Below are 26,182 nucleotides of genomic sequence, written 5' to 3'. Positions count from 1 at the left end.
AAATCTGGACGCGCTATTGCATGTTGTCCGGATTTAGACTATGTCTTGATCCGGACAAGGAGCGCGCCATGCAGTTCGGTTTCCGTGAAAAGCCTCAGGCTGGTTTTGCGCGTGCCAGCCCGGCTGGTGAGAACATCATCGATCTCGGCCAGTTCTCGGCAACCAACCGGCGTCGCCTGAGCGGCCCGGCGCTTCGCACCTTCCTCGCCATTGCCGAGCAATGGGGACTCAACGAAGAGCAGCGGCGGCTGGTGCTCGGCTACCCGTCGCGCTCGACCTATCACCATTGGGCCAAGCTGGCCCGCGAACAGCACCCCTTCACGCTCGATCTCGATGCGCTGCTGCGGATTTCGGCGGTGTTCGGCATCCATCAGGCGCTGGGTGTGCTTTTTGCCGATGACGCAGATGGGGTGCGCTGGTTGAAGGGGCCGCACATGGCGCCGCTATTCGGCGGGCAGCCGCCGATGGCGCTGGTCACCTCGGGCACGCAGGATGGACTGATGGCGGTGCGGCGCTTCCTCGATGCGGCGCGCGGCGGGCTCTACATGCCGCCCAACGCGCTCGACGCGGCGTTCACCCCGTACGAAGACAGCGACATCGTCATCAGCTGATGCAGTCACCCGCCCCGCAGCCGAGTTACCGGCTGATCCCGTCGCGGTTCCCGCCGATCGGCCTGTTCGACACCGTCGCTACCACTGCCGATGCCGAGGCAGTGATGGAACTGGCCGGCTGGACCAATGACCGGCTGGTGAAGCAGCGGTTGGCGCGGCTGCCTCAGGACGAGTGGGTGTTCGGCCGGGCCAATTCCAGCATCGTCATGGCAGCGTTCCTGCATGCGGCACCGAGTGGCGGGCGGTTCAATGGACCGGACCTCGGGGCGTGGTACGCAGCGGCATCGGTGACGACCGCTATCGCCGAAGTGGGGCACCACCTCCGACGCGAGACACTGGCGCGCGGGCTCGAGGGAATGCAGCGGGACTTTCGCAGCTATTCAGCCCGGCTCGACGGTAGCTATCGCGATATCCGCGGGAGCGAGCCGGAACTGCACGCATCCGACCGCTATGCCGCCGGACAGGCGTTCGGCGAGGGCTTGCGGGCGTCCGGTGAGGACGGCGTGCTCTACGACAGTGTCCGCCACCGCGGCGGCAGCAATGTTTGCGCCTACCGGCCGAGCAAGGTGCTCGACGTGGCGCAAGCCGAGCATTTCCGGGTGAGCGTCAGTGTCGGCGAGCGACGTATCGAGGCGAAGCGGCTCGGCGGCTAGGCGATGCTGGCGAGGAGGGCCCGAACGGCCCTCGGCAGGTCGCGCTCGATGTTGGGGCGGTGCGGGGCAAATTCGGGTTGCGACAGCACGCGCTCCGCCACCGGCGCCGGGTGTGCGCTCGGCCACATGCCGGCAACCAGCGCGCCGATCATGGTAACGGCCCAGAACGCATCCTCGGCCGAGGCGCGCGGGAGCCGAGTCCGCAGCGCCGCAGCGATCTCGCCGGCCATGCCGCCCATGGTGCGCTTCACCACGATGATGGTGTCTTCCGAGACATTGGCTTCGAGCGTGCTCGAGAGGATCGAGGTGAGTTGCCCGAGCCGCGGGCGGGACGCGAACTCCGTCGCTACTGCCTGAGCCAGGGCATCGAGATCATTCTCGGGCGTTGCGGCGACGGCGGCCGCGAGGGCCGGCACGAGTTGGTTCATCTCATCGAGGAACAGGTTCAGCAGCACCTCTTCGCGGCTCTCGAAGTAGCGGTAGACGTTGGACTTGGTAAAGCCGGCCCGGGCGGCGATGGCGTTGAGGCCGGCGCCGAGAGGGCCTTCCGCGTCGAACAGTTCGGCTGCCGCCGCGAGAAGCGTTTCGCGGCGGGCCTGGATTTCCTCGGGCTTGCGGGCCCGCTGGAACGTCGTGCTGGTCATGCAGATGTGGTGCGGCGCTCTGCTGCTGCTGTCAAGCAGCGACGGTCGCCAGCGCCGGGAAACGGACGCCGGTCAGTTGCTCGGAGATCTCCCACAGCCTGCGGGCAACCGTGAGATCGAGTGACTGGGCGGGCACCGACGCTTCGCCGGGATAGCCGCGGATTTCGAACATGCCCTGCGGACCATAGTAGGCACCGCGTTTGGCGTGCGGGTCGGTTGCCGCCATGAGCGTCGGCAGCGCTGCTTGCGGCACCGGCTGGAACAGGAACGAGAGATAGCGCCGTGCCAGGCCCGCCGGGCTGCTGTCGCCCATGCCGTTGACGACAAGCTCGGTTCGCGCCACGCCGGGATGCGCCGCAATGCTGGCGATCCCCCAGCCATTGGCATCGCTTCGCCGCTGCAATTCGAACCCGAACATCAGGCAGGCAAGCTTGGTCTGGCTGTAGGCGACCATCGGCTTGTAGTCGTGCTCCGACTGCAGGTTGGTGAAGTCGATCTTGCCCTGCCGCGCTGCCACGCTGGCGAGCGGCACCACGCGCGCCGCAGGGGCCGCCATCAGCAGTGGCAGCAGGCGTGCTGTCAGCGCGAAATGCGACAGATAGTTGGTGGCTAGCTGCAGTTCGAAGCCATCGCGGGTCTGCTCGCGCTGCGGCGGTGCCATGACACCGGCATTGTTGACGAGGATATCGAGGTGGTCATGCTCCGCGGCGAAATGCTCGGCGAAGGCGGCGACGTTGGCCAGGGCCGAGAGGTCGAGGGTCTCGTACGAGATCTTGGCGCGCGGGACTTCGGCGCGGATGCGGGCGAGGGCGGTGGCGCCCTTCTCGGCGTTGCGACCGGTGAGCATCACGTCGGCGCCGGCACGGGCCAAAGCCAGTGCGGTCTCGTAGCCGAGCCCGCCGGTGGCGCCGGTGATGAGGGCGAGCTTGCCCGATTGATCCGGAATGTCCTTGGTCGACCAGCCCATGGCTGCACCTCAATAAGAGAACGATGGTCTGCAATTAAGAGACCGTCGGTCTGCTGTCAAGGTGCGGCCAAAGAAAAAGGCCCGGGATTGCTCCCGGGCCTTCGAACCATAAGAGGCGGAGGCCTCCGGGCGCGGTGCTTACTTCACCGGGCCGATTTCGACGAACTTGCCGTCCTGCACAGCGACTTCGACGATGATGCCGTCGACATCGCCGGCCTTGTCGAAGTCGGCGGGGCCGCCGGCGCCGTCATAGTCGATGTCAGTACCGGCCTTGATCAGCTCGAGAGCCTTGCTCCACTCGCCGGGCAGGATCTTCTCGCCGGGAGCCGAAGCGATCTCACGCAGAGCGGCCGAGAGGCCTTCGCGCTTGGCCGAACCGTTCTTCTCGACCGCGAGGGCGAGGAGGAACGCGGCGTCATAGGCCTGCGGGGCATAGGTCGCCGCCGGGTCCTGGCCGGCATCGGTCGCCAGCTTCTTGTAGGCGTCGGCCGAGGCGCCGGTATAGGCACCGGCACGGGTGGCTATGATCTTGCCGTTGACGGCAGCCGGATCGAGGCCAGCCACCAGGTCGTCGCCGATCATGCCGTCGCCGCCGACGAACGCAGTGAACTCGCCGCCTTCGATGGCCTGCTGCAGCACGGTCTTGCCCGAGCCCGAAGCGTAGGCGAGGATCACGAGGTTCTGCGAGCCGCCCGAGGACAGCTGGCCGAGCTCGGCGCGATAGTCGGCCTTGCCGTCTTCATGCGCGACGTTGGCCGACACAGTGCCGCCATTGGCGGTGAACTGGGCGACGAACACGTCGGCGAGGCCCTTGCCGTAGTCGTTGTTCACGTAGGTGACGGCAACGTCCTTGATCCCCTTGGAGATCAGCAGGTCAGCCAGCTTCACGCCCTGGAACGCATCCGACGGGGTCGTGCGGAAGACCAGGTCGTTGTCTTCGAGCGTGGTCAGCGCCGGAGCCGAAGCCGACGGCGAAATCTGCACGACGCCGCCCGGGATGCCGGCAGCGGTGGCAGCGCCGATGGTGGCGCCGGTGCAGAAGGCACCAACGATGGCGGTCACCTGGTCGGTGTTGACGAGCTTGTCGGCGGCCGGACCGGCGACCGACGGATCGCAAGCAGAGTCACCGGTGACGGAGACGACCTTGCCGCCGCCGAGAATGCCGCCCTGGGCGTTCACCTCGTCGAAGGCCAACTGGGCGCCGGCAACGATCGGCGGAGCCAGGCTTTCGATCGGGCCGGTCAGATCGCCGAGAATGCCGATCTTGACGTCTTCGGCGAGCGCCGGAACTGCGAGACCGAGCACGGTCGCGGCAACGGCGAGGCCAAGGATGCTAAATTTGTTCATGATGTCCCTCTGTACAGTCGCTCCGCCGTGCGGCGTTGTTACCGGCCGTCTCCGTCGAAGCAACAATCAACGGGGGCACAACCCGTGCCCCGCTGCGGGCGATATTGCATAAATTGCGAAGGCGAGTCATCCGCTTTTGATCAGACGGTAAAAGCCTTAGGGCATTTGTCTTCGCCGCTTCCCGCCCTATAAGTTCGACCAGCAAATCCGCCCTCGCTCCGGTCCGATGACAAAGCTCGTTCGTTGCCTCACAGTTCTCGTCTTCGCGCTGCTCCTCGGCAACGCCGTGGCACAGGAGTCGGTCCAGACGCTGGAGACACCGGCGGAGGGCGCTGCTGCAGACCCGGCGATCGGCGAAGCGCCGCCGCCACCGCCGTGCGGCACCCAGCAGGTGGCGATCGCACGGATGGGCTGGCCATCGGCGGCCCTGCTGGCCGAGATCCATTCGCGGCTGCTGACCGCCAGCTTTCTCTGCAACGTCGCGGTGCAGGACGGCGATCTCGCAGCCACAGGCTCATCTATGGGCGCGACCGGCCAGCCGGCAGTCGCGCCGGAGCTGTGGATCGGGCGGATTGCCGACATCTGGAATGCTGCGATGAAGGGCCAGAAGGTGCGACAGGCCGGTGCGCCCTATGCCGATGCGGTGTTCGAGGGCTGGTTCGTGCCGGATTACGCTGCGGCGCAGTGGCCGGAGGTAACGACCGTGGATGGACTCAAGGCACATGCCGCCGATTTCGGCGACGGCAATGGGCGCGGCAAGTTCATCTCCTGCCCGGTCGACTGGGGCTGTGCGGTGGTGAACCGCAACATGCTGAAGGCTTATGGGCTCGACCAGAGCTTCGACATCGTCGAGCCGGCCAACCGCTTCGAGCTCGATACGTTGATCGCCGAGGCGGTGGGGCGGAAGGAACCGATCCTGTTCTACTACTGGCAGCCCAACGCCGTGCTCGCGCAGTTCGCTTTCAAGCCAGTGACGCTCGCCCCCTACGACCGCGACGCGTTCCTCTGCATGGGACGCACCGCCTGCGCCACACCGACCCCAACCGGCTTTGCCCCCGATCCGGTGGTGGTGGCGCTGGCGGAGTGGGTCTATCTCGATGCTCCGCAGGTAGCGGGTTATTTCGGTCGGGCGCGGATGCCGTTCGACGAGATGAACAAGCTGCTGCTGGAACTGGGCGAGGCCGGCGCCACGGTCGAAAGCGTGGCTGACCGGTTCGTCGCCGAGCGCGGCGAAATCTGGCGCCCCTGGGTGGGACTGCCCGCGGCCGAGAAGCCGCCGGAAGCGGCGCCGCAATAACGCTAGGATTTCGTTAGCCACGTTGGTGGCCCGTGGCGCCGCTGTTGCGCGAGTGTCACGAACCGGTCCTAGCGTCGCTTGCGGCGTGGCATGGCTGATGGCTCCTAGTAGCTTGTATTCATTGTCGTAATGGTGGCCGTTAGGGCTTCTGAAAGACTATTGGGCGAGGTTGCGGTCCGGCCAGCGCGGCGGATCGTGCCGGCCGGGAGCCAGGAGGCCAACCGTTGCAACGTCAAGCCTCATTGCACCACGTCATCGGCACCTACCGCATGGTCTTCACCGGGGTGGCAGCGCTCGTGCTGGTGACCGGACTGATCGCGCTGCTGGGCTATTTCACCGACCCGCGGGCCATAGAGATGGTCGTGGTGCGGGTGCTGGCGGGGGCCAGCCTCCTGCTGCTGTTGCGCTGGGGTTATGTACGGCTGAAGCAGGAGTTGGAGGCCGCTGCCGATGAACAGCGCCAGCTCCTCGACCTCGCCTATCGCGATGCGCTGACCGGGGCGCACACCCGCTCGTATTTCTTCAGCGCGCTGAAGGAGAGCCTGCATGGTGGCGACCGACCCGTCGCCTACATGCAGATCGACATGGATAACCTCAAGGTGCTCAACGACTCGCATGGCCATGGCGCCGGCGATGCGGCATTGGTGCACCTGGTCAAGACGCTGAAGGCGCTGATGCCGGACGCGTTGATCGGGCGCCTGGGCGGCGACGAGTTCGGCATTGTCCTCGTGGGACAAGACAGCAAGCCCGCGCTGGTGCGGTTGGGCGACCAGATTCTTGCGACGCTCGGACAACCGACCAGCATGGAAGGCCGGCCGATCCGTCTGTCCGCCACCATCGGCGTGGCGCTATGGCCCCAGGATGCGGCCGAGGCGGATGAACTGATCTCGAAGGCCGACCTGGCGCTCTACAAGGGCAAGAAGCAGGGACGGGCGACGACGGTGACGTTCGAGGCGGAGCTGATGGCCGACGAGCGGCACAAGCGTTTCGTCGAGCGGGACCTGCGAGCAGCCATCCTGCTCAATGAACTCGAGCTGCACTACCAGCCGATTTTCGCTGCCGACGGTGTGACCCGGCTCACCTACGAAGCGCTGGTGCGCTGGCAGCATCCGGTGCGTGGGCAGGTGCCACCGTGCGATTTTATTGGCATCGCCGAGCAATCCGACCTGATCGACAAGCTGGGCGACTGGGTGCTGCGCCGCGCCTGTGCCGATCTCAGGCGCCTGGGCACACCCAATGTCGGGATCAACGTCTCGGTCGTGCAGCTGCGACGCGGCGACTTCGCTGAGCGCTTCACGGTCATCCTCGCAGAGAGCGGGATCAGAGGCAGCCAGATCGTCATCGAGATCACCGAGTCGCTGCCGTTACAGGCCGGCACGGTGGAACTGCGCAATATCGAGACGCTGCGGGCGCTGGGCGTGCGCGTCGCGATCGACGATTTCGGCACCGGCTTCGCGAGCCTCGAGTATCTGCGCGGCTTCCCGTTCGACATCATCAAGATCGATCGCTCCTATGTGATGAACCTGCCGGGAAGCCGGATCGACGGGCTGATCGTTTCGGCGATCGCCAAGATCGCCCGCTCGCTGAAGGTCGAAGTGATCGCCGAAGGCGTCGAGACCGCAGAACAACTGGAGTTCCTGCAGCGGGCCGGCGTCACGGCGCTGCAGGGCTATCTACTGGCGCGACCGGAACCGCTACAAGCCTTGGCGCCGCGGTTGGCTTCGGCCGCCTGAGCCGTGGCTGGAGCAAGCAATGACCATCGAGATACGACCCGCCCAGCAGCGGGAGGCGGAGAGCATCCGCAGCATCGTCCGAGCCGCCTATGCCAAGTGGGTGCCGCTGATCGGTCGCGAGCCGATGCCGATGCGGGCCGACTACGAGCAGGCGCTGACCAAGCACCGGTTCGACCTGGCGGTCGAGGGCGTCGAGATCCGCGGCCTCATCGAGACACTCGCGAACGATGACCACATCTGGATCGAGAATGTCGCCGTGGCGCCCGAGGCGCAGGGGCAGGGGATCGGGCAACTGCTGTTCGCGCATATCGAGCAGCGAGCCATCGAGGCGGGCTTGCCGCAGTTGCGGCTGCTGACCAACGGGGCATTCGAGGCCAATCTGACGCTCTACAAGCGGCTCGGCTTCGTCACCGATCACGTCGAGGAATTCATGGGCGGCACCGCCGTTTACATGAGCAAGACTCTCTAGGAGCCTTGGAGCGCCTAACCCAAAGTCATGAGACTTAGGGCGGGCGATGGCGCGCCTTGCCTCTCGGATGCAGCGATGTCTATAAAGGCTTCCGGGAAGACCCTGGCATATCTATCGGAGTATGTGATTTGGACGTGAAGCGGATCAACGACCACGTGAGCGTGTCCCCGCAGATCAACCCCGAGGATGTTGCGGCTATCAAGGCCCAGGGTTTCGTCGCCATCATCAATAACCGGCCGGACGGGGAATCCCCAGACCAGGCTACCAGCGCGACGATCGAGCAAGCGGCGCACGACGCCGGCCTCGCCTATCATTACATTCCGCTAGGTCGTGAGGGGGTCAGCTCCCAGATGATCGAGGAGACCAAACAGGTGCTCGAGGGGAGCACCGGTCCCGTGTTCTGCTATTGCCGTTCCGGCACGCGTTCGACGACCCTGTGGGCGTTGAGCCAGGCCGGCAAGGCGCCTGCTTCCGAGATCATCTCGGCGGCGGCAAATGCGGGTTACGACATGTCCCACCTCGCGGGACATCTGAGCCAGAAATAGGGGCGGCGGCCCTTCGGGGCCAGTGCCCTGAGACTACCCTTGCCGGCACTAGCGTGCCTCGCCCCCTCCTGCTCGGGTTAAATCGATGCCGATCAAGAAGATCCTCGTCGCCAATCGCAGCGAAATCGCCATCCGGGTGTTTCGCGCCGCCAATGAACTGAACATCAAGACCGTCGCCTGCTATGCCGAAGAGGACAAGCTGGCGCTGCACCGGTTCAAGGCCGACGAGGCCTACCTGATCGGCAAGGGCAAGGGCCCGGTCGAAGCCTACCTGCAGATCGACGAGTACATCCGGATCGCCCGCATCTCGGGCGCCGATGCGATCCACCCGGGCTATGGCCTCTTATCGGAATCGCCGGAATTCGCCGACGCCTGCGAGGACGCGGGGATCATTTTCATCGGGCCCAAGGCGCAGACGATGCGCGACCTCGGCAACAAGGTCGCGGCGCGCAACATGGCGATTGCGTCGAAGGTGCCGGTGGTACCGGCGACTGACGCGCTGCCCGACGACATGAACGAAGTGAAGCGGATGGCCGCCGAGATCGGCTATCCGCTGATGCTGAAGGCGAGCTGGGGCGGCGGTGGCCGCGGCATGCGCCGGATCATGGACGAGTCGACGCTGATCTCCGAGGTCTCGGAGGGTAAGCGCGAGGCGAAGGCGGCGTTCGGCAAGGACGAGATGTATCTCGAAAAGCTGATCGAGCGGGCGCGCCATGTCGAGGTGCAGCTTATCGGCGACGACCACGGCAACCTCGTGCATCTGTTCGAGCGCGACTGCTCGGTGCAGCGGCGCAACCAGAAGGTGGTGGAGCGGGCTCCAGCGCCGTATCTGAGCCAGGAAGTACGCGACGATCTCACCGGCGCTGCGATCCGGCTTGGCAATGCGGCGCGCTATCGCGGCGCCGGCACGGTCGAGTTCCTGCTCGATGCCGATACGAACAAGTTCTACTTCATCGAAGTGAACCCGCGCATCCAGGTGGAGCACACGGTGACCGAAGTGGTCACCGGCATCGACATCGTGAAGGCGCAGATCCGCCTGCTCGAGGGTGCGGTGATCGGCACGCCCGAGTCCGGTGTGCCGCTGCAGCAGGATATCCGGCTCAACGGCAACGCCATCCAGTGCCGCGTCACCACCGAGGATCCGGAGCAGAACTTCATCCCGGACTATGGCCGCATCACTGCCTATCGCGAGGCCACCGGTTTCGGCGTGCGCCTCGATGGCGGTACGGCCTATGCCGGCGCGGTGATCACCCGGTTCTATGATCCGCTGCTCGAAAAGATCACCTGCTGGGCGCCGACCGCCGACGAGGCGATCGCCCGCATGCACCGCGCGCTGCGCGAGTTCCGTATTCGCGGCGTGTCGACCAACCTGGCGTTTCTCGAGAACATCATCACCCATCCGGATTTCGTCGAGAACCGCTACACCACACGCTTCATCGATACGACGCCGGCGCTGTTCGACTTCAAGCGCCGGCAGGACCGGGCGACGAAGCTCCTGACCTACATCGCCGACGTGACGGTGAACGGACATCCGGAAGTGCGCGACCGGCCGCGGCCGCCTGCCGACGCGGCGGCGCCGGTGGTGCCGGAGTATGAACCGCTGATCGTCGTCGAAGGCTCGAAGCAGATCCTCGATCGTGACGGGCCGAAGGGCTTGGCGCGCTGGATGAAGGCGCGGACCGAGGTGCTGTTCACCGACACGACGATGCGCGACGCGCACCAGTCGCTGCTGGCGACGCGCATGCGCTCATTCGACATCACCCGCATTGCGCAGGCCTATAGCCGCGGGCTGCCGAACCTGTTCTCGCTCGAATGCTGGGGCGGGGCGACGTTTGACGTGTCGATGCGCTTCCTCAACGAGGATCCGTGGGAGCGGCTGGCCGCGGTGCGCGAAGGTGCGCCGAACATCCTGACGCAGATGCTGCTGCGCGGCTCGAACGGCGTCGGCTACACCAACTATCCGGACAACGTGGTAAAGTTCTTCGTGCGCGAGGCGGCGAAGGGCGGGGTCGACGTGTTCCGCGTGTTCGACTGCCTCAACTGGGTGGAGAACATGCGCGTCTCGATCGACGCGGTGATCGAGGCCGACAAGGTGGCCGAAGGCGCCATCTGCTACACCGGCGACGTGCTGGACCCGAACCGGGCGAAGTACGACCTCAAGTACTATGTCGGCCTGGCGAAGGAGCTCGAAGCGGCCGGCGCGCATGTGCTGGGGCTGAAGGACATGGCGGGGCTGCTGAAGCCGGCCGCCGCGAAGAAGCTGATCGAGACGCTGAAGTCGGAAGTCGGGCTGCCGATCCATCTGCATACGCACGACACGTCGGGCGCGGCTTCCGCGACGATCATGGCGGCGGTGGACGCCGGGGTCGATGCGGTCGATGCGGCGATGGATGCGCTGTCGGGCACCACCTCGCAGCCGACGCTCGGCTCGCTGGTGGCAGCGCTGAAGGATGGGTCGCGCGATCCCAAGCTCGATCAGAAGGTGATCCGCGAGATCTCGTTCTACTGGGAAGCGGTGCGCAACCAGTACCGCGCCTTCGAGAGCGACCTGAAGGGCGGGGCCTCGGAAGTGTACCTGCACGAAATGCCGGGCGGGCAGTTCACCAACCTCAAGGAGCAGGCGCGTTCGCTCGGGCTCGAGAGCCGATGGCATCAGGTGGCGCAGACCTATGCTGACGTGAACCAGATGTTCGGCGACATCGTAAAGGTGACGCCGAGCTCGAAGGTAGTGGGCGACATGGCGCTGGCGATGGTGTCGGCCGGGCTGACCCGGGCAGATGTCGAGGATCCTTCGCGCGATATCGCGTTCCCCGACTCGGTGGTCGGGTTCTTTGCCGGTGATCTCGGCCAGCCGCCGGGCGGTTTCCCGCCGGCGCTGCAGAAGAAGGTGCTGAAGGGCAAGAAGCCGCTGACCGAGCGGCCGGGCTCCTACCTCAAGGACGTCGACCTCGAGACCGAACGGCAGAAGATCGCCAAGGAAGCCGGCGAGGACATCGACGACAAGCGCCTCGCCTCGTACCTGATGTACCCCAAGGTGTTTTCGGACTTCCTGAAGACCCAGGACAAGTACGGCCCGACGGCGGCGCTTTCGACGCCGGTCTACTTCTACGGGTTGAAGGAGGGTGAGGAGCTCTTCATCGACATCGAGAAGGGCAAGACGCTGGTCCTCACCTACCAGGGTCGCGCCGAGACCAACGAGAAGGGCGAGGTGCGGGTGTTCTTCGACCTCAACGGTCAGCCGCGCACCATCATCGTGCCGGACCGGCTGAAGGTCGGCGACATCAAGGTCCGCGCCAAGGCGGCATTGGGCGACGCCAAGCAGATCGGCGCGCCGATGCCGGGGGTGATCTCGGGGCTGGGCGTCAAGGTCGGCGACAAGGTGTTCGCCGGCGACGTGCTGCTGTCGATCGAAGCGATGAAGATGGAAACCGCCATCCACGCGGAATCCGACGGCGTCGTCGCCGAGGTGACGGTGAAGCCCGGCGACCAGATCGACGCCAAGGATTTGCTGGTCCGGTTCGAGTAGCTCAGATTTCCGAGCCCATCGCTTTCGCGATGGTGCGGAAATCCGCTTCACTGATTTCGAACAGGCCGAAGCGCATCTGGTAGCCCCAGTTGGCCTTTCCGCGGGAGAACTCGAGCTTGTCGAGCAGTGGCGCGATCGGAGCGTCCTGGCTCTCGGCATAGTCGACGTTGCGGCGCCACGGGGTGAAGTCGCCGCCCATGACGCCCTGGTAGAGCTCTTCGTCCCGCACCCGGCCAATCGTGGTGAAGCTTTGCAGGCGATCCTTGCCGCCGATCGTCTCGGCGGGGGAATAGTAGGCCACGCCGTCGCCGGTGCGGATACGCTGCAGCGGGGCCTTCTTGCCGTGGTTCACCTGCATGAAGCCGTCACGCCCGCGGCGGGCGTGCTCGGCCGAGGCAACTGCGATCCAGTACTTGGTCATGGCTAGTCTCCGTTTCGTGCGGAGACCAATGTCACGGGGGACTGTCAGAAACCGGCAGTGGTCAGCGCCGGCGATAGTCGCCGTCGATCAGCTTGTTGCCCTGGGCGTCGCGATAGACCTTCACCGGCTGCGGCAGCAGGCGGACGATGAACGCGACCAGCATCGGGATGACGACGAAATCGTCGACCCAGCCGAGCAGCGGGATGAAATCGGGGATCAGGTCGATCGGACTCAGGAGGTAGGCCGGGACCAGCAGCATCAGCGCCTTCAGATGCACCGGCGTGTGCGGCGACAAGAACGCCTGCCACAGAGTTGCGAGTTCCTTGCGGAAGGTGAGGAAGCGAAGGAGGAACCTGTTCATGCTCAGGACATGGTCCGGACCGGGTTGCGGTTCAAGACCGCTGGTGCATTGTGCCGCAGCCTCCGGTGGCTATTTCAGCCCGGCGCGGTCCTTCAGCAGTTTGACGATCGCCATGGCGTGGCCGTGACCGAGCTTGTAGTCGGCTTTCAGCTAGTCGGTGATCTGGGTTGCCTTGGTGCCCGGCTTGGTAAAACCCTTGTCGGTCGCGAGCTTGATGAATTCGTCGGGGGTGACGCCGGTCTGCTTCTGGATATTGTCGAGATAGGCCTGAAAGGTCATGAGCGGCTCGCTTCAATCGGTCACGCAATCGTAACATTGCGCCGCCAACGTCAAAGGCTTATTTGCTCGGCAACGAGGTGAGCAATGAGCACTTTCCCGCGCCGGCAGGCAGTTGGCGTCAATGTTGGTGGTGTGATGGTCGGCGGCGGTGCGCCGATCGTCGTGCAGTCGATGACCAACACCGATACCGCCGATATCGATGCCACGGTGAAGCAGGTGGCGCAGCTGTGGCGCGCCGGCTCGGAACTGGTGCGCATCACGGTCGACCGCGACGAAGCCGCGGCGGCGGTGCCGCATATTCGCGACAAGCTCAGGGCGCGCGGCGTCACCGTGCCGCTGATCGGCGATTTCCACTATATCGGCCATAAGCTGCTGACGGATCATCCGGCGGCGGCCGAGGCGCTCGACAAGTACCGGATCAATCCGGGCAATGTCGGCTTCAAGGCGAAGCGCGATACGCAGTTCGCAACGCTGATCGAGCTGGCCATCAGGTACGGCAAGCCGGTACGCATCGGGGTGAACTGGGGTTCGCTCGATGAGGAACTGCTGACCCGGCTGATGGACGAGAACTCGGCTTCGGCGGCGCCGGTTTCGGCAGCGGCGGTGCAGCGCGAGGCGATCATCCAGTCGGCGCTGCTGTCGGCGCAGCGGGCCGAAGAGATCGGGCTGGGGCGCGACCGGATCATCCTGTCCACCAAGGTTTCGGACGTGCAGCACCTGATCGGGGTGTACCAGGATCTGGCGGCACGCTGCGATTATGCGCTGCACCTTGGCCTCACCGAGGCGGGCATGGGCTCGAAGGGCATCGTCGCGTCTTCCGCCGCGATGGGCATCCTGCTGCAGCAGGGGATCGGCGACACGGTGCGCGTCTCGCTCACGCCGGAGCCGGGCGGCGACCGCACGCAAGAAGTGCGGGTGGCGCAGGAACTGCTGCAGACCATGGGCTTTAGGCAGTTCCTGCCAGTGGTCGCGGCCTGCCCGGGCTGCGGGCGCACCACATCGCAGACGTTCCAGGTGCTGGCCAAGGAAATCCAGGATCACCTCAGCTCCTCGATGCCGGAGTGGAAAGAACGGTATCCGGGCGTCGAGGCGCTGTCAGTGGCGGTGATGGGCTGCATCGTCAACGGCCCGGGGGAGAGCAAGCACGCCGATATCGGCATCTCGCTGCCCGGTACCGGCGAAACGCCGGCCGCGCCGGTGTTCATCGAAGGCCAGAAGGTCGCGACGCTGCGCGGTGCGGATGTCGCCGACCAGTTCAAGGTGATGGTGGCGGATTACATCGAGAAGCGGTTCGGCACAGCCGAGAAGGCGACAGCGGCGGAATGATCGAGAAGGCTTGCCCCGTGGTGCTGCGCCAGCGGGGCGGCATCGAGGTTCTGGCGTTTCGTCATCCGCTGGCCGGACTGCAACTGGTCAAGGGGACCATCGAATCCCGAGAGGCGCCGGCTGCCGCGGCGCTGCGCGAACTTGCCGAAGAAGCCGGCATTACCGACGCAAGGATTTCGGGCCGGTACGGTGCGACCCTGCTCGCTGCCGATGAATACTGGCACTTCTTCCGCGTGAGCGTTCCTGAACTGCCCGACAGTTGGACCCACCATGCGCCGGACGATGGCGGGTATGACTTCCAGTTCTTCTGGCACCCGCTCGGCACACCCGCGGATGATGAGTGGCATCCTAACTTCAGGGCGGCGCTAGCCTATATTCGCGATCTCGCGGCATAGGCAGCCACTGGCTTTCGAAGGCTCACTGACTTGCTAAGGTGAGTGATCGAAACACCGCTGAAGGTTGCCGATGCCGAGCCCAAACCTGCCTGAGCCGCCGTATTACATGGTCAGCTTCGCCTCGCAGCGAACGCCCGGCGATAACGGGCACAGCGAGATGGGCGCCGCAATGCTCGAGATGGCGCGCCGGCAGCCGGGCTTTCTCGGCTTCGAGAGCTGCCGCGACGCCAGCCGCTTCGGCATCCTCAATTCGTTCTGGGCCGACTAGGAGAGTATCCGCAACTGGAAGGCGGTCGCCGAGCACGTCGAGGCGCAGCGGCGCGGGCGGGCCGAATGGTACGCTGGCTACCACATCCGCATCGCGCTGGTGCAGCGGGCCTATGGGTTTGAGGGAGCGGCCAGCAACTCTCAGTCCTAGCGCTCGCGTTCGGCGAAGAAGCGGGCGGTGGCGCGGAGGCCGTCGGCGCGGTGGTCGAAGGGGAGCAGGGCGGTCAGCGCGTCGTGGATGACTTCGCCGAGCTGGCGCTGGGCGGCTTCGACGCCGATGCGGGAGACGATCGTCTGCTTGCCCTTGCCGGCGTCCTTGCCGGTGGCCTTGCCCAGTGTTTCGGTGGAGGCCGTGACGTCGAGGATATCGTCGGCGAGCTGGAAGGCGCGGCCGGCGGCGTCGGCGTAGTCGGTGAGGTTGGCGAGGTCGGTGTCGGAGGCGTTGCCGAGGATGGCGCCGATGCGGACGGCGGCGCGGATCAGGGCGCCGGTTTTCATCGCCTGCATCTGGGCGATGGCGCGTTCGGTCAGGAAGCTCGTTTCGCCCTCGATGTCGCGCATCTGGCCGCCGACCATGCCGCCGGCGCCGGCACCGGCCGCGAGTTCGGCAACGAGGCGGACGCGGATAGCGGGGTCGGGGTGGGCACTATCGCCGGCGAGGAGGCCGAAGGCGTGGGTCAGCAGGGCGTCGCCCGCAAGGATGGCGGTGGCGTCGTCATAGGCCTTGTGGACGGTGGGCTGGCCGCGGCGCAGGTCGTCGTCGTCCATGGCGGGCAGGTCGTCGTGCACCAGCGAGTAGCAGTGGATCATCTCGACGGCGAGGCCGGCGGTTACGGTCGCGGCAGGCGCCACGCCGAAGACGCCGGCGGCTTGGCGGACGAGCAGCGGCCGGAGGCGCTTGCCGCCGTTGAGGCTGCCGTGGCGCATGGCAGCGATGAGGCGCTCGGGCGGGATGCCGGGGGTGGTCAGAGGTTTGGCGGCGAGCAGCGCGTCAAGGGCGCGCTCGGTGTCGGAAGCGGTGCTGGCGAGTTCGTCGGGGAAGGAGTAGGTCACGGGGTAGTCCGAGCCGGGATTGACAGGTTCTTACTCGAAACAACTGTGCGTGTGGACCCCCACCCTTGATCCCTCCCCACAAGGGGAGGGTGACGACTGAGAGACCCGAGCAATAGAACCCGCAGATGGGCCAATTTCGCCCCTTCCCATCGGGCCAATTGTGCTCTATAGACGCCCCCAATTCCCGACAGACCCTGTCTGTTAGACGCCGGAACGCTTTCGGCGAAACGCTATTGAACCAGGAGTAACAACCATGGCAGTGCCAAAGCGCAAGACCTCGCCGATGAAGCGCGGGTTCCGCCGCTCCGCCGATGCGCTCGCAATTCCGGCTTATGTCGAGGACAAGGATTCGGGCGAGCTGCGTCGTCCGCACCACGTGGATCTGAAGACCGGCATGTATCGCGGCCGGCAGATTCTGCAGCCCAAGAGCTCGTAAGCCTTCGGGCCGGCGCTCCCTTGCGCAACCAAAGATAGATATTCCGCGGCCGGCTCCCGAACTGGGAGCCGGCCGTTTCCATTTGTTTCAGAGGCATCCCGGCTATGGGCACGCGCGTCGAATCGGATTCCATGGGCACGATCAACGTGCCATCGGAAAAGTACTACGGGGCGCAGACCGCCCGCTCGCTGGCGAATTTCGACATCGGCGGCGAGAAGATGCCGACCGAGATCATCCGGGCCTTCGGCATCCTCAAGAAAGCGGCGGCGCTCGCCAACCACAAGCTGGGGCTGATGGACCTGGCGACGCGCGACCTGGTGGTTGCGGCGGCCGATGAAGTGATCGCCGGCAAGCTCGCTGACCATTTCCCGCTGGTGGTGTGGCAGACCGGGTCGGGCACCCAGTCCAACATGAACGTCAACGAGGTGATCTCGAACCGCGCCATCGAGATGGCCGGCGGCACGATGGGCTCGAAGAAGCCCGTGCACCCGAACGATCACGTCAACATGAGCCAGTCCTCGAACGACACCTATCCGACGGCGATGCACATCGCGGCGGTCGAGGCGATCGAGAACTACTTGGTCGACCGTGTGATGCTGCTGCGCAATACGCTCGACGCCAAGGCCAACGAGTTTATGGGCGTAGTCAAGATCGGCCGCACGCATCTGCAGGACGCGACGCCGCTGACGCTCGGCCAGGAGATTTCCGGCTGGGTGGCGCAGCTCGACCTGGCGCTGAAGGCGATCCGCGCGACGCTACCGCAGCTCTATGAGCTGGCGTTGGGCGGCACGGCGGTGGGCACCGGGCTCAATGCGCATCCGAAGTATGGCGAGACGGTTGCGGCGGAAATCGCGGCGCTGACCGGGCAGCCGTTCATCACGGCGCCGAACAAGTTCGCTGTCATGGCCGGGCACGATGCGTTCGTCGGCTCGTCCGGCGCGCTGAAGCAGCTGGCGGTGGCGCTGATGAAGATCGCCAACGACGTGCGCTGGCTGGCTTCCGGGCCGCGCTCGGGCCTTGGCGAGATCACCATTCCCGAGAACGAGCCGGGCTCGTCGATCATGCCGGGCAAGGTCAACCCGACGCAGGCCGAGGCGACTACGATGGTCGCGGTGCAGGTGATGGGCAACGATACGGCGATCGGCATTGCGGCGAGCCAGGGCAATTTCGAGCTCAACGTGTTCAAGCCGGTGATCGCGTACAATTTCCTGCAGTCGGTACGGCTGCTGGCCGATGCATCGAAGAGCTTCAACGACCACTGCGCGGTGGGGATCGAGCCCGATCGCGACCGGATCAAGCAACTGGTCGACCAGTCGCTGATGCTGGTGACGGCGCTTAACCGCAAGATCGGCTACGACAATGCGGCCAAGATCGCCAAGCACGCGCACAAGAAGCGCTCGACGCTGCGCGAGAGCGCGATCGAGCTGGGGCTGCTCACTGGCGAGGAGTTCGACGCGGAGGTGAAGCCCGAGCAAATGGTCGGCCCGCTGAAGGTTTGATGATTCTGCCATCGGTGCGAAATCGTACCGCAGGGCTGGCGGTGGGGCCCCGGCTTTGGCATTGTCCCCCGCACAACTTTCGTGGAGCGCGCCATGTCCGACAACACTGTATTCATCCCGCAGGGTGGTCGCGCCGCGCGTCACGGCGCGTTTATTCCGCCGCTGCTGCTGATCCCGCTGATCGCCTACAACTTCTTTGCCTTCCTGTTCATGGGCGGCAGTCCAGTCGGCTGGAGCCAGCAACTCCTGACCATTCCGATGGTATCGGGCGTGCAGTGGTCGCTGACGGCGGGCGACCTGATGCTGGTCGTCGGGTTGATCTGCCTGTTCTTCGAGGTGCTGAAATCCACCAATACCGGGCGCAACTCGGTGGTCGAGCATATGCTCTCGGTGGTGGTGTTCGTGATCTTCCTCGTCGAGTTCCTGCTCGTCGGGGCGGCCGCCAGCTCGGTGTTCTTCATCCTGATGATGATGGCGATCGTCGACGTCGTGGCGGGCTTCACTGTCTCGATCACCGGCGCGGGCCGGGACGTCTCGATGGGCGGCTGAGGCCCACCCAACTCCCAGCCGTCAGGTGACGATGGTCGTCCGGTAGCCTGCGGGCATGCGCCGGACGGCGATCTTGCTGCCATTGGCATAAGCGTCGACGGCCTGCCCAACCGGAGCGCGGCGGCGTTCGCGCTGCGGCGCGAGGTGCTGGCGTTCGGCGATCAGCTGGCTGAGGAAGTCGGCATGGGCGGGCGTGTGAACCAGTGTCAGCCGTCCACGCGGGGCGTCGAGCGCCACCGGTAGCCTGAAGACCTTCCTATCCGTCCCGTTTTCGTCCATCGCCTCGGCCTGGTTGTGCCGATCCGGAGCGACTGTTTCATTCTGGGACAGCCTGATCCGGACCTATGCGAGTAACGTCGCAATGGCCGTGCCAGGTTGCAATGTTTCGTTAGGACTTTCCCGTCTTATGCGAAGTGAGGGTTAACCGCGTGGGGTGTCGGCGCGTACCGGCTTTCCCCACCTCGACGGAGGTCAAACCCTCGAAGGCGGGGGTGGTTGGAGGCCGGCTTTGGGCGTCTGCTACCCTTTGAACTCGTCCTTTGCCTTGCGCAGAGCGCCAAACACCTTGGCGGGCTCGGCGCCCGGCGCGAAGCCCATGGCCTGGGCGAGCACCGGCTGATCGGCGCGGAGGAAGGGGTTGCTCGCTTTCTCCATGCCGAGCGTCACCGGGATGGTGTACTTGCCGGCCTCGACCATGCGCTTGACCTCGGCGGCACGGATGTTGAGCGCCGGGTTCTTCGGGTCGACGCTGAGGGCGAAGGCGGCATTGGCCGCAGTGTATTCGTGGCCCGGATAGACCAGGGTGTCGTCGGGCAGGGCCCGGAGCTCCTCGAGCCCTGCCCACATCGGACCCGGCTTGCCCTCGAACATGCGGCCGACGCCGAGCGAGAACAGCGCATCGGCGGAGAACAGGTGCCGGCCGACCGGATCGTAGTAGGCGATATGACCAAGTGTGTGGCCGGGCGTCTCGATGACGATGAAGTCGGTTTCGCCTAGGGACACGGTATCGCTGGCCGAGACCAGCACCTCGAGCCCGAGGATCTTCGAGGCCTCGGCCTTGGGACCCACGACGCGCACCCCATATTCACGTTTTAGGACGGGAATGCCTTCGACGTGGTCAGTGTGATGGTGGGTGATGAACAGATCGGTCAGTTTCCAGCCGCGGCGCTGCAGCGCTTCCTTGATGGCCTTGGCGTCGGGGGCGTCGATGGCGGCGGTGCGGCCGCTGGCGACATCGTGGACGAGGTAGCCGAAATTGTCGGTGCGGCAGAGAAAAGTGTCGATCAGCAAGGGCACGTTGGGGAGTCTCCGGCTAGAGCTGCGGCCGCGCGGGTGGCAAGCGGCAACGAAGCATGACAGAAACTAGAGAAGGTTTTCGGACAACGCCATGACCTCACACGTCGAGCGGCTGATCGGCTTCTACAAGTCGCCCCTGGGAAAGATCTCCCGCGCCCTGCTGCGCGAGGAGGTGTTGCGCTTTGCCGGCAATGTGCGCGGGCTGCGCGTGCTCGGGCTGGGCTTTGCGACGCCCTACATGCGGTTCACGCTGGAAAAGGCCGAGCGCGTGATCGCGGTGATGCCGGCCCGCCAGGGCGCCTCGGCCTGGCCACGCGAGGGCCCGTCGCACACCGTGCTCTGCGATCCGCTGGAACTGCCGCTCACCGATGCGGCGGTGGACCTGATCGTTGCCGTGCATGCGTTCGAGCATGTCAGCGACACCGAAGAGCTGATGCGTGAGCTGTGGCGGGTGTCGGCGCCCAACGCGCGGTTGATCGTGGTGGTGCCGAAGCGCCGCGGCACCTGGTCGTCGATCGACACCACGCCGTTTGGCGACGGGCACCCGTTCTCGCGCGGCCAGCTGGAACGGCTGCTGCGCGACCACAGCTTCGTGCCGGAGCAGTGGCGCGATGCACTGTACGTGCCGCCGTCGCAGCACTCCTTGGTGCTGAAGTCGACCCGCTTCTTCGAGCGGGCCGGGCGGATGTTCGGGCCGACCTTTGCGGGCGTCCATTGCGTGCTGGCGCGCAAGGAACTGTTCCCGGCCGTGCCACGGCGCAAGAAGGCCGAGCGGCTGATCAGAGTGCCGGCGATGGCCCCGCAGGCGGCGATGGAGATGCCGAAGGAGCGGTAACTCCAACGCCGCTCGCTACATGGCGCTTTCGGCGCTGACTTGCGGCCTGAGGTGCAACGATACTTCGCCCGACCAGGGCTCGGTGACGCCGCGGCCGCCGCCGAGATCTTCGAGCAGCGAACGTTGGCGGTCGAGACTGGAGATCATTTCGGGGCGGGCCCGTACCAGGTCGGACATCTCGGTCCATTCGCCGACGACGATGAAATCGCGCTCGCCAGTCTTGACGATCCAGAAGTTGCGCAGCCCCGTCATCTTCAAGTTCTCGAAGTCTCGGTTGATGGCAAGGAATTCCTCCTCGCGGCCGGGTTTCACCCGCATATGCACGATGTTCATTGCCGTCATCGGATCCTCCTCCGTTTGCGACCGATCATGCGCCAGTCACCTTAGCAGATGCGCGGGCGGGGCGGGCCGGGATTCCTTTGCAACCCCGAGCGCCATCCCCTATGGTCCGGCCGATTTTCGACCCGGCCCCAAAGACATGACCGACACGCCCAAACGCCCCGTTCCGCAACCCGGCATCCTCAAGATCGCGCCCTACGTTCCGGGCCGCTCCGACACGCCGGCTGGGGTCAAGCTGGTAAAGCTCTCGGCCAACGAGTCCCCGCTGGGCGCCAGCCCCAAGGCGATCGCCGCGGTGCGCGAGGCGGCTGGGCGTATCGAGATCTATCCGGAAGGCACATCGCGTGACCTCCGGACGGCGCTGGGCGAAGTGCACGGGCTGTCGCCGGACCGGATCGTCTGCGGCTTCGGCTCGGACGATATCCTGCACCTGTTGGCGCAGGTCTATCTCGGCGAGGGCGACGAGGCGGTGATGAGCCAGTACGGCTTCAACGTCTACCCGATCATCACCCGTGGCGCCTCGGCCGAGATCATCATGGTGCCCGAGAAGGACTATCGGGCCGATGTCGACGCGCTGCTCGCCGCGGTAACGCCGCGTACCCGCATGCTGTTCCTCGCCAACCCGAACAACCCGACCGGCACGTACCTGCCGGTAGCGGAGGTGGAGCGGCTGCAGCTCGGGCTTCGGCCGGACATCCTGTTCGTCCTCGACAGCGCCTATGCCGAATACGTGACGGCGGAGGACTACTCGGTCGGCATCGACCTAGTGAACGCATCGGACAACGTCGTGATGGTGCGCACCTTCTCGAAGATGGGCATTGCCGGCGAGCGGGTGGGCTGGATGTATGGCCCCGATCATATCGTCGACGCGGTGAACCGCATTCGCGGACCGTTCAATGTCTCGCTGTCGGGGCAGGCTGCCGCCGCTGCCGCGGCGCGGGACGTCGAGTTCACGGCAAAGCTGCGTGACCACAATGCGCGCTGGCGCGGCTGGCTGACCGGGGCGCTGTCGTCGAATGCCATCCGGGTGCCGCCGAGCCAGGGCAACTTCATTCTTGCGCTGTTCGAGGACGTGGCGACGTCAAAGGCGGCGTTCGCTGCGCTGCGCGACAAGGGGTTGCTGGTGCGCGAAATGCACGGCTATGGCATACCCGAGGGCCTGCGCATCTCGATCGGGCTCGAGGAGCACATGCGCGCCGTGGTGGAAATTCTGAAGGCGTTCGGGGCGCCGGGGGCAAGCAACTGATGTTCGAAAAACTCACGCTCATCGGCATCGGCCTCATCGGCTCGTCCATCGCCCGGGCGGTGAAGCTCAAGGGGCTGGCGAAGACCATCGCCATCACCACGCGCAAGTCCGAGACGCTGGAAGAGGCGCGCTCGCTCGGGCTGGGCGACATCTACACACTCGATGCGGCAGAGGCAGTGGAGGGGGCGGACCTCGTCATTCTCTGCACGCCGGTCGGCGTCTATGCCGACGTGATGAAGCAGATCAGCGGGCACCTGGCGCCGGGCGCCATCCTCTCGGATGTGGGCTCGGTGAAGGGCCAGGTGATGAAGGCGCTGGAGCCGATGCTGCCTCATGGCGTGCATTTCATCCCCGGTCACCCGATCGCCGGCACCGAGCATTCGGGCCCGTCGGCCGGCTTCCCCGACCTGTTCGTCGGGCGCTGGTGCGTGCTGACGCCGAAGCCGAAGGTTGATCCGGTAGCGGTCGACCGGCTGGTGTCGTTCTGGGGGGCGCTGGGCTCCAACGTCGAGGTGATGGATGCTGCCCACCACGACCTGGTGCTGGCGATCACCAGCCACGTGCCGCACCTCATCGCCTACAATATTGTCGGCACGGTCGCCGATCTGGAAGCGGCAACGCAGTCAGAGGTGATCAAGTTCTCGGCCTCGGGATTTAGAGATTTCACTCGTATCGCCGCCAGCGATCCGGTCATGTGGCGCGACGTGTTCCTCACCAACCGCGAGGCGGTGCTGGAGATGCTCGGGCGGTTCCTCGAGGACCTGTCGAGCCTGCAGCGCATGGTGCGCGTCGGCGACGGCGAGGGCATGCAGGCGCTGTTCACCCGCACCCGCGCCATCCGTCGCTCGATCATCACGGCGGGCCAGGAAACGGCGGCCCCCGACTTCGGCCGTCCGCACGGCACGCCCGAGGCGGTGGTGCCGCCGGTTGATGTGCCCGACGTCATGGTGCGCGAGCACGGCGGCGGCGAGGACGCATAGGCGCGATTCCTCACGACCCACCGTGCGTGGTGCCAGCTCTGGAGCCCTAGAACAGCGGCAGCAACTGTGCGAACGGCACGGCTAGCAGCTTTACCTGGCCGTCGGTGATGGTGAGGCTGTTGCGGAAGGTGCCGTCGGCATTGGGCGCACCTCGCAGCATGGCGAGCTGGATCGCCGGTAGGAACTGGGCGAAGCGATCGAGCACGCCCTTGGTGACGTAGTTGATCTGGCCCTCGGGGTAGCCGCCGCCATTGAGCTTCAATTCACCGGTGATCTCGAAGCGCTCGTCGGGCGTCGGCTGGCTGCCGGTCAGTTTGGTGAGGGTCAGCGCCCCGCCGGCCGCCTGCCAGCGGCGGAGCGCGTCGGGCTCGCCGAAGGCGCGGAAGTCATCGGGCAGGCCGGTGAGTTCGGCTTCGAGGCTTGTGTCGGCGGCGGCGACCTGCAGGCCGGGCAGGTCTAGCGCGGCGGTAGTGAGGTAGCCGCGGAGGGCCGAGGTGCCAGCTGTCTTGTCGTGCAATTCTGGCACGTCGATCAGGTGCGCTTCGAGGTGTTTGCTGCGCGCCTCGACGACCTCGCTGGCGACCGTATCGGTCAGCGTCAGGTCATCGGCGACCAGCGAGAAGCGGGCGATGCGCCAGCCTTCGCCGCTCAGGCCGCGTATGAGGTCGGTGGAGGTGAGGCGGAGGCTGCCTTCCATGGCGCCGAAATCCAGCCGTCGCTGGCTGCCGGAGAAGGCATCGGCCAGCGCGAATGGCGCCTTTGCGGAGAAGATGACGTGTGCTGGCGCGTAGACGAGGACTGAGGCTTTGAGGCCAGCAAAGGTGGCGGTGAGATCCTGGTCGACGAGGGTGGCGTCGAGGCATTCTGCATCGAAGCGGAAGGGGAAGCCTGAGACGTCGAAGGTGCCGCAAGTCAGCTTCGGTGCGGTTTCGCCGTCGCCCTCGGCGAGCAGCTTCACCTGCCGCGTCGCTTCGCCGGCGGCCCAGAACCAGCCGGCGGTCCACAGCCCCACCACGACGACCACGGCGATGGCGAGCCACATGAACTTCCGCAACGTCAGGTCTCCCATAGCGGCGCACCGATTGCGCGGCGCGGACCGTATCGGTAGGAACGTGACCGCGGCAAGGCGGATGGGCTCACGTGCAGCAGATTTCAACCCATTGGGTGTTCGGCTACGGCTCGCTGATATGGCGGCCGGGCTTTGCGTTCATCCGGCAGGTGCCGGCACTGCTGCGCGGGGTGCACCGGCGGCTCTGTGTCTACTCATATCGGCATCGCGGCACCGAGGCGCAGCCGGGGCTGGTGTTCGGGCTGATGCCGGGCGGCTCCTGCCGCGGTATGGCGTTCGAAGTGGCCGGCGAGCAGTGGGGTGAGGTACACGCCTATCTCAGCGAGCGCGAGATGGATCGCGGCGTCTATCGCGAGGCGACGCGGCAGGTCGAGTTGGCGGACGGCGGGCTGGTGCCGTCGCTGGCGTTCCTCGCCGATACGCGGCACCTGCAGTATGCAGGCAAGCTCGCCATCGCCGAGCAGGTGCGGATCGTGCGGGCCGGGGTGGGCGAGTCGGGGGCTAATCCGGAATATGTGCTGGAGACGGCGCGGAAGCTGCACGAGCTGGGGATCAGCGATCGGTATTTGGACGAGGTGGTGGCGGCGCTGAACGGGACAGATCTGCCGGTGGTGGCGGGGGCTTAGCCGCTGGACGGGCGGTGATCGCCTTCTCCCACAAGGGGGGAGAAGGCACCGACTGAGGGATCGTTTAGGCTGCGCTCAGCCCAATCACCGGTTCAGCGCCCTCGAGGTCCCACACCACGGTGAGGCGCTCGATCGCGTCGGCGCTGGTTTCGACGTGAAAGACGCGGTCGGCGCAGTCCATGGCGAGGCGGAAGCGGGCTCGGCTGACATGGTCCTCGACGAGATCGGCGGCGCCGCCGGCCCACATCACGTGATGGCCGAGCGCGATCAGGTAGAGTTCGTCGCCCTTGAAGCTGAAATCCTCGAGTCGCAGCGGCTCGAGCGCATAGAAGCGGCCCGAGCGGCCGCGCCAGTTCACCGGGTGCGCGGTGGCGTTCCGAAGCAGCGTACGATCGAGTGTAGGCACCATGCCCCCGGCTCCTTCGATACCCGGCGAAAGAGAACGAATGTAGAACAAATTTGAGCTAAATGTCAAGCACCGCCCTGCATGACACCTACAGCTATGGGCTGCGTCGTCGATTCCGTCAAGATGTAGTGGTTTCGAGCGGCCCGGGCGCTATCCCTTGCTTCAGGTTATCAAGCTTATCGCGCAGCTCGGGGCTGATCGGGCGGCTGAGGCCTTCGTCATATGCGCGGAGGATCAGCCGGTTGGTTTCGCCCTCGATGGCCCCGATCAGGCGGCCGCGAAACTCCTCAACGGGCAGACCCGGCGGGATGGCCGGGAGGAACCGCGCCCGGGCGGTGCCGGGCCAGAGCAGCAGGCTGTTGCGGCCCCAGAACAGGCCGGAGTTGAGGGCCACCGGCACCACCGGGATGTTGAGGCCTTCGTACAGCCGGACGACGCCGTAGCGATAGTCGTGCGGCTCGAGCGGCGCCTTCCGGGTGCCCTCGGGGAAGATGATGATGCGGGCACCGTTGGCGAGCGACTTGCGGGCGTCGTCGAGCATCATCGGGATGGCGTCGCCGCCCTTGGAGCGATCAACGCGGATGGTGTCGAAGGCCATCGCTGCCTGGCCGAAGAACGGGATGTCCATCAGCTCCTTCTTGGCGATGAAGGCGGGGCGGCGGGCGCCGGGGAGCAGGGCGAAGATGTCCCAGTCGCTCATGTGCTTGCTGGCAATGATGCAGGGGCCGGCGGGGATGTTCTCCAGGCCCTCGACGTCGGTCTTGATACCGGCGAGGAGGCGCAGGGCCAGGATGTGCGAGTGGATCCAGTAGAGCGCCAGGGTCCAGCCGAACCTGGTGCGGCCCCAGATGACGGCGCTGCCGCCGACGAGAATCGCGAGCACCACGGTCTGCAGGTAGAAAACTGCGTAGAACAGCAGCGAGCGAAGCGCCTGGCCGAGCAAAGAAAGTCCTCCCCGTTTTGTGCGGCAGGGTGCCTGCTGGCCCGCCGGAGGACAATGATAATTC

Annotated in this window: 28 protein-coding genes and 2 pseudogenes; 17 read left to right on the top strand and 13 right to left on the bottom strand. The window is 65.7% G+C overall.

Annotation, left to right across the window (positions count from 1 at the left end):
* Positions 1-68 precede the first annotated feature (68 nt).
* Both AC1DV8_RS21045 and AC1DV8_RS21040 read left to right on the top strand, forming a co-directional pair.
* Positions 69-611, top strand: a complete 543-nt coding sequence (locus AC1DV8_RS21045) for an MbcA/ParS/Xre antitoxin family protein (RefSeq protein WP_477158779.1) — start codon at positions 69-71, stop codon at positions 609-611.
* Positions 608-1,264, top strand: coding sequence for an RES family NAD+ phosphorylase (locus AC1DV8_RS21040; RefSeq protein ID WP_477158788.1), 657 nt, complete (start codon positions 608-610; stop codon positions 1,262-1,264). Before AC1DV8_RS21045 ends, AC1DV8_RS21040 begins: the two co-directional genes overlap by 4 nt.
* Here AC1DV8_RS21040 and AC1DV8_RS21035 read toward each other — a convergent pair.
* The 3 genes from AC1DV8_RS21035 to AC1DV8_RS21025 form a co-directional block, all read right to left on the bottom strand.
* Entirely contained in the window at positions 1,261-1,908 is a 648-nt protein-coding gene (locus AC1DV8_RS21035) for a TetR/AcrR family transcriptional regulator (protein WP_477158778.1), read from the bottom strand. The two genes, AC1DV8_RS21040 and AC1DV8_RS21035, sit on opposite strands and share 4 nt — an antisense overlap.
* 31 nt (positions 1,909-1,939) lie before the next feature.
* On the bottom strand, positions 1,940-2,875 hold the full coding sequence (locus AC1DV8_RS21030) for an SDR family oxidoreductase (protein WP_477148021.1): 936 nt from the start codon (positions 2,873-2,875) through the stop codon (positions 1,940-1,942).
* Between the two features lie 138 nt (positions 2,876-3,013).
* Positions 3,014-4,222 carry an ABC transporter substrate-binding protein gene (locus tag AC1DV8_RS21025; RefSeq protein ID WP_477148020.1) on the bottom strand — a complete coding sequence of 403 codons (1,209 nt, stop codon included), beginning with the start codon at positions 4,220-4,222 and terminating at the stop codon, positions 3,014-3,016.
* A gap of 226 nt (positions 4,223-4,448) precedes the next feature.
* Between AC1DV8_RS21025 and AC1DV8_RS21020 the strand changes: the two genes are divergently transcribed.
* The 5 genes from AC1DV8_RS21020 to pyc all read left to right on the top strand — a co-directional run bounded on the left by AC1DV8_RS21020 (position 4,449) and on the right by pyc (position 11,792).
* On the top strand, positions 4,449-5,519 hold the full coding sequence (locus AC1DV8_RS21020) for a glycine betaine ABC transporter substrate-binding protein (RefSeq protein WP_477158777.1): 1,071 nt from the start codon (positions 4,449-4,451) through the stop codon (positions 5,517-5,519).
* Between the two features lie 224 nt (positions 5,520-5,743).
* The gene (locus tag AC1DV8_RS21015; RefSeq protein WP_477158776.1) at positions 5,744-7,252 is read left to right on the top strand and encodes a putative bifunctional diguanylate cyclase/phosphodiesterase; all 1,509 of its coding nucleotides are present in this window, start codon (positions 5,744-5,746) and stop codon (positions 7,250-7,252) included.
* Positions 7,253-7,271: 19 nt separating this feature from the next.
* Entirely contained in the window at positions 7,272-7,721 is a 450-nt protein-coding gene (locus AC1DV8_RS21010) for a GNAT family N-acetyltransferase (protein WP_477158775.1), read from the top strand.
* Positions 7,722-7,855: 134 nt separating this feature from the next.
* Positions 7,856-8,266, top strand: a complete 411-nt coding sequence (locus AC1DV8_RS21005; RefSeq protein WP_477158774.1) for a protein tyrosine phosphatase family protein — start codon at positions 7,856-7,858, stop codon at positions 8,264-8,266.
* 85 nt (positions 8,267-8,351) lie between these two features.
* On the top strand, positions 8,352-11,792 hold the full coding sequence (gene pyc, locus AC1DV8_RS21000; protein ID WP_477158773.1) for a pyruvate carboxylase: 3,441 nt from the start codon (positions 8,352-8,354) through the stop codon (positions 11,790-11,792).
* A gap of 1 nt (position 11,793) precedes the next feature.
* On the opposite strand, the gene AC1DV8_RS20995 is transcribed toward pyc, so the two are convergent.
* The 3 genes and pseudogenes from AC1DV8_RS20995 to AC1DV8_RS20985 form a co-directional block, all read right to left on the bottom strand.
* Positions 11,794-12,213, bottom strand: a complete 420-nt coding sequence (locus tag AC1DV8_RS20995) for an EVE domain-containing protein (protein ID WP_477158772.1) — start codon at positions 12,211-12,213, stop codon at positions 11,794-11,796.
* A gap of 61 nt (positions 12,214-12,274) precedes the next feature.
* On the bottom strand, positions 12,275-12,574 hold the full coding sequence (locus AC1DV8_RS20990) for a YkvA family protein (protein WP_477158771.1): 300 nt from the start codon (positions 12,572-12,574) through the stop codon (positions 12,275-12,277).
* 69 nt (positions 12,575-12,643) lie between these two features.
* Positions 12,644-12,853, bottom strand: a pseudogene (locus tag AC1DV8_RS20985) (DUF4287 domain-containing protein).
* A gap of 84 nt (positions 12,854-12,937) precedes the next feature.
* On the opposite strand from AC1DV8_RS20985, the gene ispG reads away from it, so the two are divergent.
* The 3 genes and pseudogenes from ispG (at position 12,938) to AC1DV8_RS20970 (ending at position 14,992) form a co-directional block, all read left to right on the top strand.
* Positions 12,938-14,179 carry a flavodoxin-dependent (E)-4-hydroxy-3-methylbut-2-enyl-diphosphate synthase gene (gene ispG, locus AC1DV8_RS20980; RefSeq protein ID WP_477158770.1) on the top strand — a complete coding sequence of 414 codons (1,242 nt, stop codon included), beginning with the start codon at positions 12,938-12,940 and terminating at the stop codon, positions 14,177-14,179.
* Complete coding sequence (locus AC1DV8_RS20975; protein WP_477158769.1) at positions 14,176-14,574, top strand: NUDIX domain-containing protein; 399 nt, start codon at positions 14,176-14,178, stop codon at positions 14,572-14,574. Before ispG ends, AC1DV8_RS20975 begins: the two co-directional genes overlap by 4 nt.
* A 70-nt stretch (positions 14,575-14,644) precedes the next feature.
* Positions 14,645-14,992, top strand: a pseudogene (locus AC1DV8_RS20970) (antibiotic biosynthesis monooxygenase family protein).
* Here AC1DV8_RS20970 and AC1DV8_RS20965 read toward each other — a convergent pair.
* Entirely contained in the window at positions 14,989-15,894 is a 906-nt protein-coding gene (locus tag AC1DV8_RS20965; RefSeq protein ID WP_477158768.1) for a polyprenyl synthetase family protein, read from the bottom strand. The pseudogene AC1DV8_RS20970 and the gene AC1DV8_RS20965 sit on opposite strands and share 4 nt — an antisense overlap.
* Before the next feature lie 253 nt (positions 15,895-16,147).
* Between AC1DV8_RS20965 and rpmF the strand changes: the two genes are divergently transcribed.
* The 3 genes from rpmF (at position 16,148) to AC1DV8_RS20950 (ending at position 18,378) form a co-directional block, all read left to right on the top strand.
* Positions 16,148-16,330 (top strand): 50S ribosomal protein L32, encoded by a 183-nt coding sequence (gene rpmF, locus AC1DV8_RS20960; protein ID WP_477148007.1) that lies wholly within the window; start codon positions 16,148-16,150, stop codon positions 16,328-16,330.
* A 104-nt stretch (positions 16,331-16,434) separates the two neighbouring features.
* The gene (gene fumC / locus AC1DV8_RS20955) at positions 16,435-17,829 is read left to right on the top strand and encodes a class II fumarate hydratase (RefSeq protein ID WP_477148006.1); all 1,395 of its coding nucleotides are present in this window, start codon (positions 16,435-16,437) and stop codon (positions 17,827-17,829) included.
* A 93-nt stretch (positions 17,830-17,922) separates the two neighbouring features.
* A complete protein-coding gene (locus tag AC1DV8_RS20950; RefSeq protein WP_477148005.1) occupies positions 17,923-18,378 on the top strand; it encodes a hypothetical protein in 456 nt (151 codons plus the stop codon).
* Between the two features lie 21 nt (positions 18,379-18,399).
* On the opposite strand, the gene AC1DV8_RS20945 is transcribed toward AC1DV8_RS20950, so the two are convergent.
* Positions 18,400-18,657, bottom strand: coding sequence for a hypothetical protein (locus AC1DV8_RS20945; protein WP_477158767.1), 258 nt, complete (start codon positions 18,655-18,657; stop codon positions 18,400-18,402).
* A gap of 240 nt (positions 18,658-18,897) precedes the next feature.
* Positions 18,898-19,674 carry a hydroxyacylglutathione hydrolase gene (gloB, locus tag AC1DV8_RS20940; protein WP_477158766.1) on the bottom strand — a complete coding sequence of 259 codons (777 nt, stop codon included), beginning with the start codon at positions 19,672-19,674 and terminating at the stop codon, positions 18,898-18,900.
* A gap of 91 nt (positions 19,675-19,765) precedes the next feature.
* Here gloB and AC1DV8_RS20935 point away from each other — a divergent pair, with 91 nt between their 5' ends.
* The gene (locus AC1DV8_RS20935; protein ID WP_477148002.1) at positions 19,766-20,509 is read left to right on the top strand and encodes a class I SAM-dependent methyltransferase; all 744 of its coding nucleotides are present in this window, start codon (positions 19,766-19,768) and stop codon (positions 20,507-20,509) included.
* Positions 20,510-20,524: 15 nt separating this feature from the next.
* On the opposite strand, the gene AC1DV8_RS20930 is transcribed toward AC1DV8_RS20935, so the two are convergent.
* On the bottom strand, positions 20,525-20,851 hold the full coding sequence (locus AC1DV8_RS20930) for a DUF718 domain-containing protein (protein ID WP_477158765.1): 327 nt from the start codon (positions 20,849-20,851) through the stop codon (positions 20,525-20,527).
* 136 nt (positions 20,852-20,987) lie between these two features.
* Between AC1DV8_RS20930 and AC1DV8_RS20925 the strand changes: the two genes are divergently transcribed.
* Entirely contained in the window at positions 20,988-22,094 is a 1,107-nt protein-coding gene (locus AC1DV8_RS20925) for a pyridoxal phosphate-dependent aminotransferase (RefSeq protein WP_477158764.1), read from the top strand.
* Positions 22,094-23,074 (top strand): prephenate/arogenate dehydrogenase family protein, encoded by a 981-nt coding sequence (locus AC1DV8_RS20920; protein ID WP_477158763.1) that lies wholly within the window; start codon positions 22,094-22,096, stop codon positions 23,072-23,074. The genes AC1DV8_RS20925 and AC1DV8_RS20920 overlap by 1 nt, the downstream gene beginning before the upstream one ends.
* Positions 23,075-23,120: 46 nt before the next feature.
* Here the strand turns inward: AC1DV8_RS20920 and AC1DV8_RS20915 are convergent, their stop codons facing one another.
* Positions 23,121-24,128, bottom strand: a complete 1,008-nt coding sequence (locus AC1DV8_RS20915) for a DUF2125 domain-containing protein (protein ID WP_477158762.1) — start codon at positions 24,126-24,128, stop codon at positions 23,121-23,123.
* 86 nt (positions 24,129-24,214) lie between these two features.
* Between AC1DV8_RS20915 and AC1DV8_RS20910 the strand changes: the two genes are divergently transcribed.
* Entirely contained in the window at positions 24,215-24,769 is a 555-nt protein-coding gene (locus AC1DV8_RS20910) for a gamma-glutamylcyclotransferase (RefSeq protein WP_477158761.1), read from the top strand.
* A gap of 64 nt (positions 24,770-24,833) precedes the next feature.
* On the opposite strand, the gene AC1DV8_RS20905 is transcribed toward AC1DV8_RS20910, so the two are convergent.
* On the bottom strand, positions 24,834-25,178 hold the full coding sequence (locus AC1DV8_RS20905) for a hypothetical protein (RefSeq protein ID WP_477158760.1): 345 nt from the start codon (positions 25,176-25,178) through the stop codon (positions 24,834-24,836).
* 115 nt (positions 25,179-25,293) lie between these two features.
* Positions 25,294-26,118, bottom strand: coding sequence for a lysophospholipid acyltransferase family protein (locus AC1DV8_RS20900; RefSeq protein ID WP_477158759.1), 825 nt, complete (start codon positions 26,116-26,118; stop codon positions 25,294-25,296).
* Between the last annotated feature and the right edge of the window lie 64 nt (positions 26,119-26,182).

This window comes from Devosia sp. P3_B2 (assembly GCF_056402875.1).
The sequence above is the reverse complement of the archived record's forward strand: the minus strand, read 5'-3'. Positions and strand labels throughout refer to the sequence as shown.

Coding starts and splice junctions, on each gene's coding strand:
- AC1DV8_RS20935 (WP_477148002.1), top strand. CDS start 19,766: ATGACCTCACACGTCGAGCGGCTGATCGGCTTCTACAAGTCGCCCCTG.
- AC1DV8_RS21035 (WP_477158778.1), bottom strand. CDS start 1,908: ATGACCAGCACGACGTTCCAGCGGGCCCGCAAGCCCGAGGAAATCCAG.
- rpmF (WP_477148007.1), top strand. CDS start 16,148: ATGGCAGTGCCAAAGCGCAAGACCTCGCCGATGAAGCGCGGGTTCCGC.
- AC1DV8_RS21020 (WP_477158777.1), top strand. CDS start 4,449: ATGACAAAGCTCGTTCGTTGCCTCACAGTTCTCGTCTTCGCGCTGCTC.
- AC1DV8_RS20995 (WP_477158772.1), bottom strand. CDS start 12,213: ATGACCAAGTACTGGATCGCAGTTGCCTCGGCCGAGCACGCCCGCCGC.
- AC1DV8_RS20990 (WP_477158771.1), bottom strand. CDS start 12,574: ATGAACAGGTTCCTCCTTCGCTTCCTCACCTTCCGCAAGGAACTCGCA.
- AC1DV8_RS21025 (WP_477148020.1), bottom strand. CDS start 4,222: ATGAACAAATTTAGCATCCTTGGCCTCGCCGTTGCCGCGACCGTGCTC.
- AC1DV8_RS21010 (WP_477158775.1), top strand. CDS start 7,272: ATGACCATCGAGATACGACCCGCCCAGCAGCGGGAGGCGGAGAGCATC.
- AC1DV8_RS20950 (WP_477148005.1), top strand. CDS start 17,923: ATGTCCGACAACACTGTATTCATCCCGCAGGGTGGTCGCGCCGCGCGT.
- AC1DV8_RS20930 (WP_477158765.1), bottom strand. CDS start 20,851: ATGACGGCAATGAACATCGTGCATATGCGGGTGAAACCCGGCCGCGAG.
- fumC (WP_477148006.1), top strand. CDS start 16,435: ATGGGCACGCGCGTCGAATCGGATTCCATGGGCACGATCAACGTGCCA.
- AC1DV8_RS20975 (WP_477158769.1), top strand. CDS start 14,176: ATGATCGAGAAGGCTTGCCCCGTGGTGCTGCGCCAGCGGGGCGGCATC.
- ispG (WP_477158770.1), top strand. CDS start 12,938: ATGAGCACTTTCCCGCGCCGGCAGGCAGTTGGCGTCAATGTTGGTGGT.
- AC1DV8_RS20920 (WP_477158763.1), top strand. CDS start 22,094: ATGTTCGAAAAACTCACGCTCATCGGCATCGGCCTCATCGGCTCGTCC.
- AC1DV8_RS21030 (WP_477148021.1), bottom strand. CDS start 2,875: ATGGGCTGGTCGACCAAGGACATTCCGGATCAATCGGGCAAGCTCGCC.
- AC1DV8_RS20925 (WP_477158764.1), top strand. CDS start 20,988: ATGACCGACACGCCCAAACGCCCCGTTCCGCAACCCGGCATCCTCAAG.
- AC1DV8_RS20905 (WP_477158760.1), bottom strand. CDS start 25,178: ATGGTGCCTACACTCGATCGTACGCTGCTTCGGAACGCCACCGCGCAC.
- pyc (WP_477158773.1), top strand. CDS start 8,352: ATGCCGATCAAGAAGATCCTCGTCGCCAATCGCAGCGAAATCGCCATC.
- AC1DV8_RS20945 (WP_477158767.1), bottom strand. CDS start 18,657: ATGGACGAAAACGGGACGGATAGGAAGGTCTTCAGGCTACCGGTGGCG.
- AC1DV8_RS21045 (WP_477158779.1), top strand. CDS start 69: ATGCAGTTCGGTTTCCGTGAAAAGCCTCAGGCTGGTTTTGCGCGTGCC.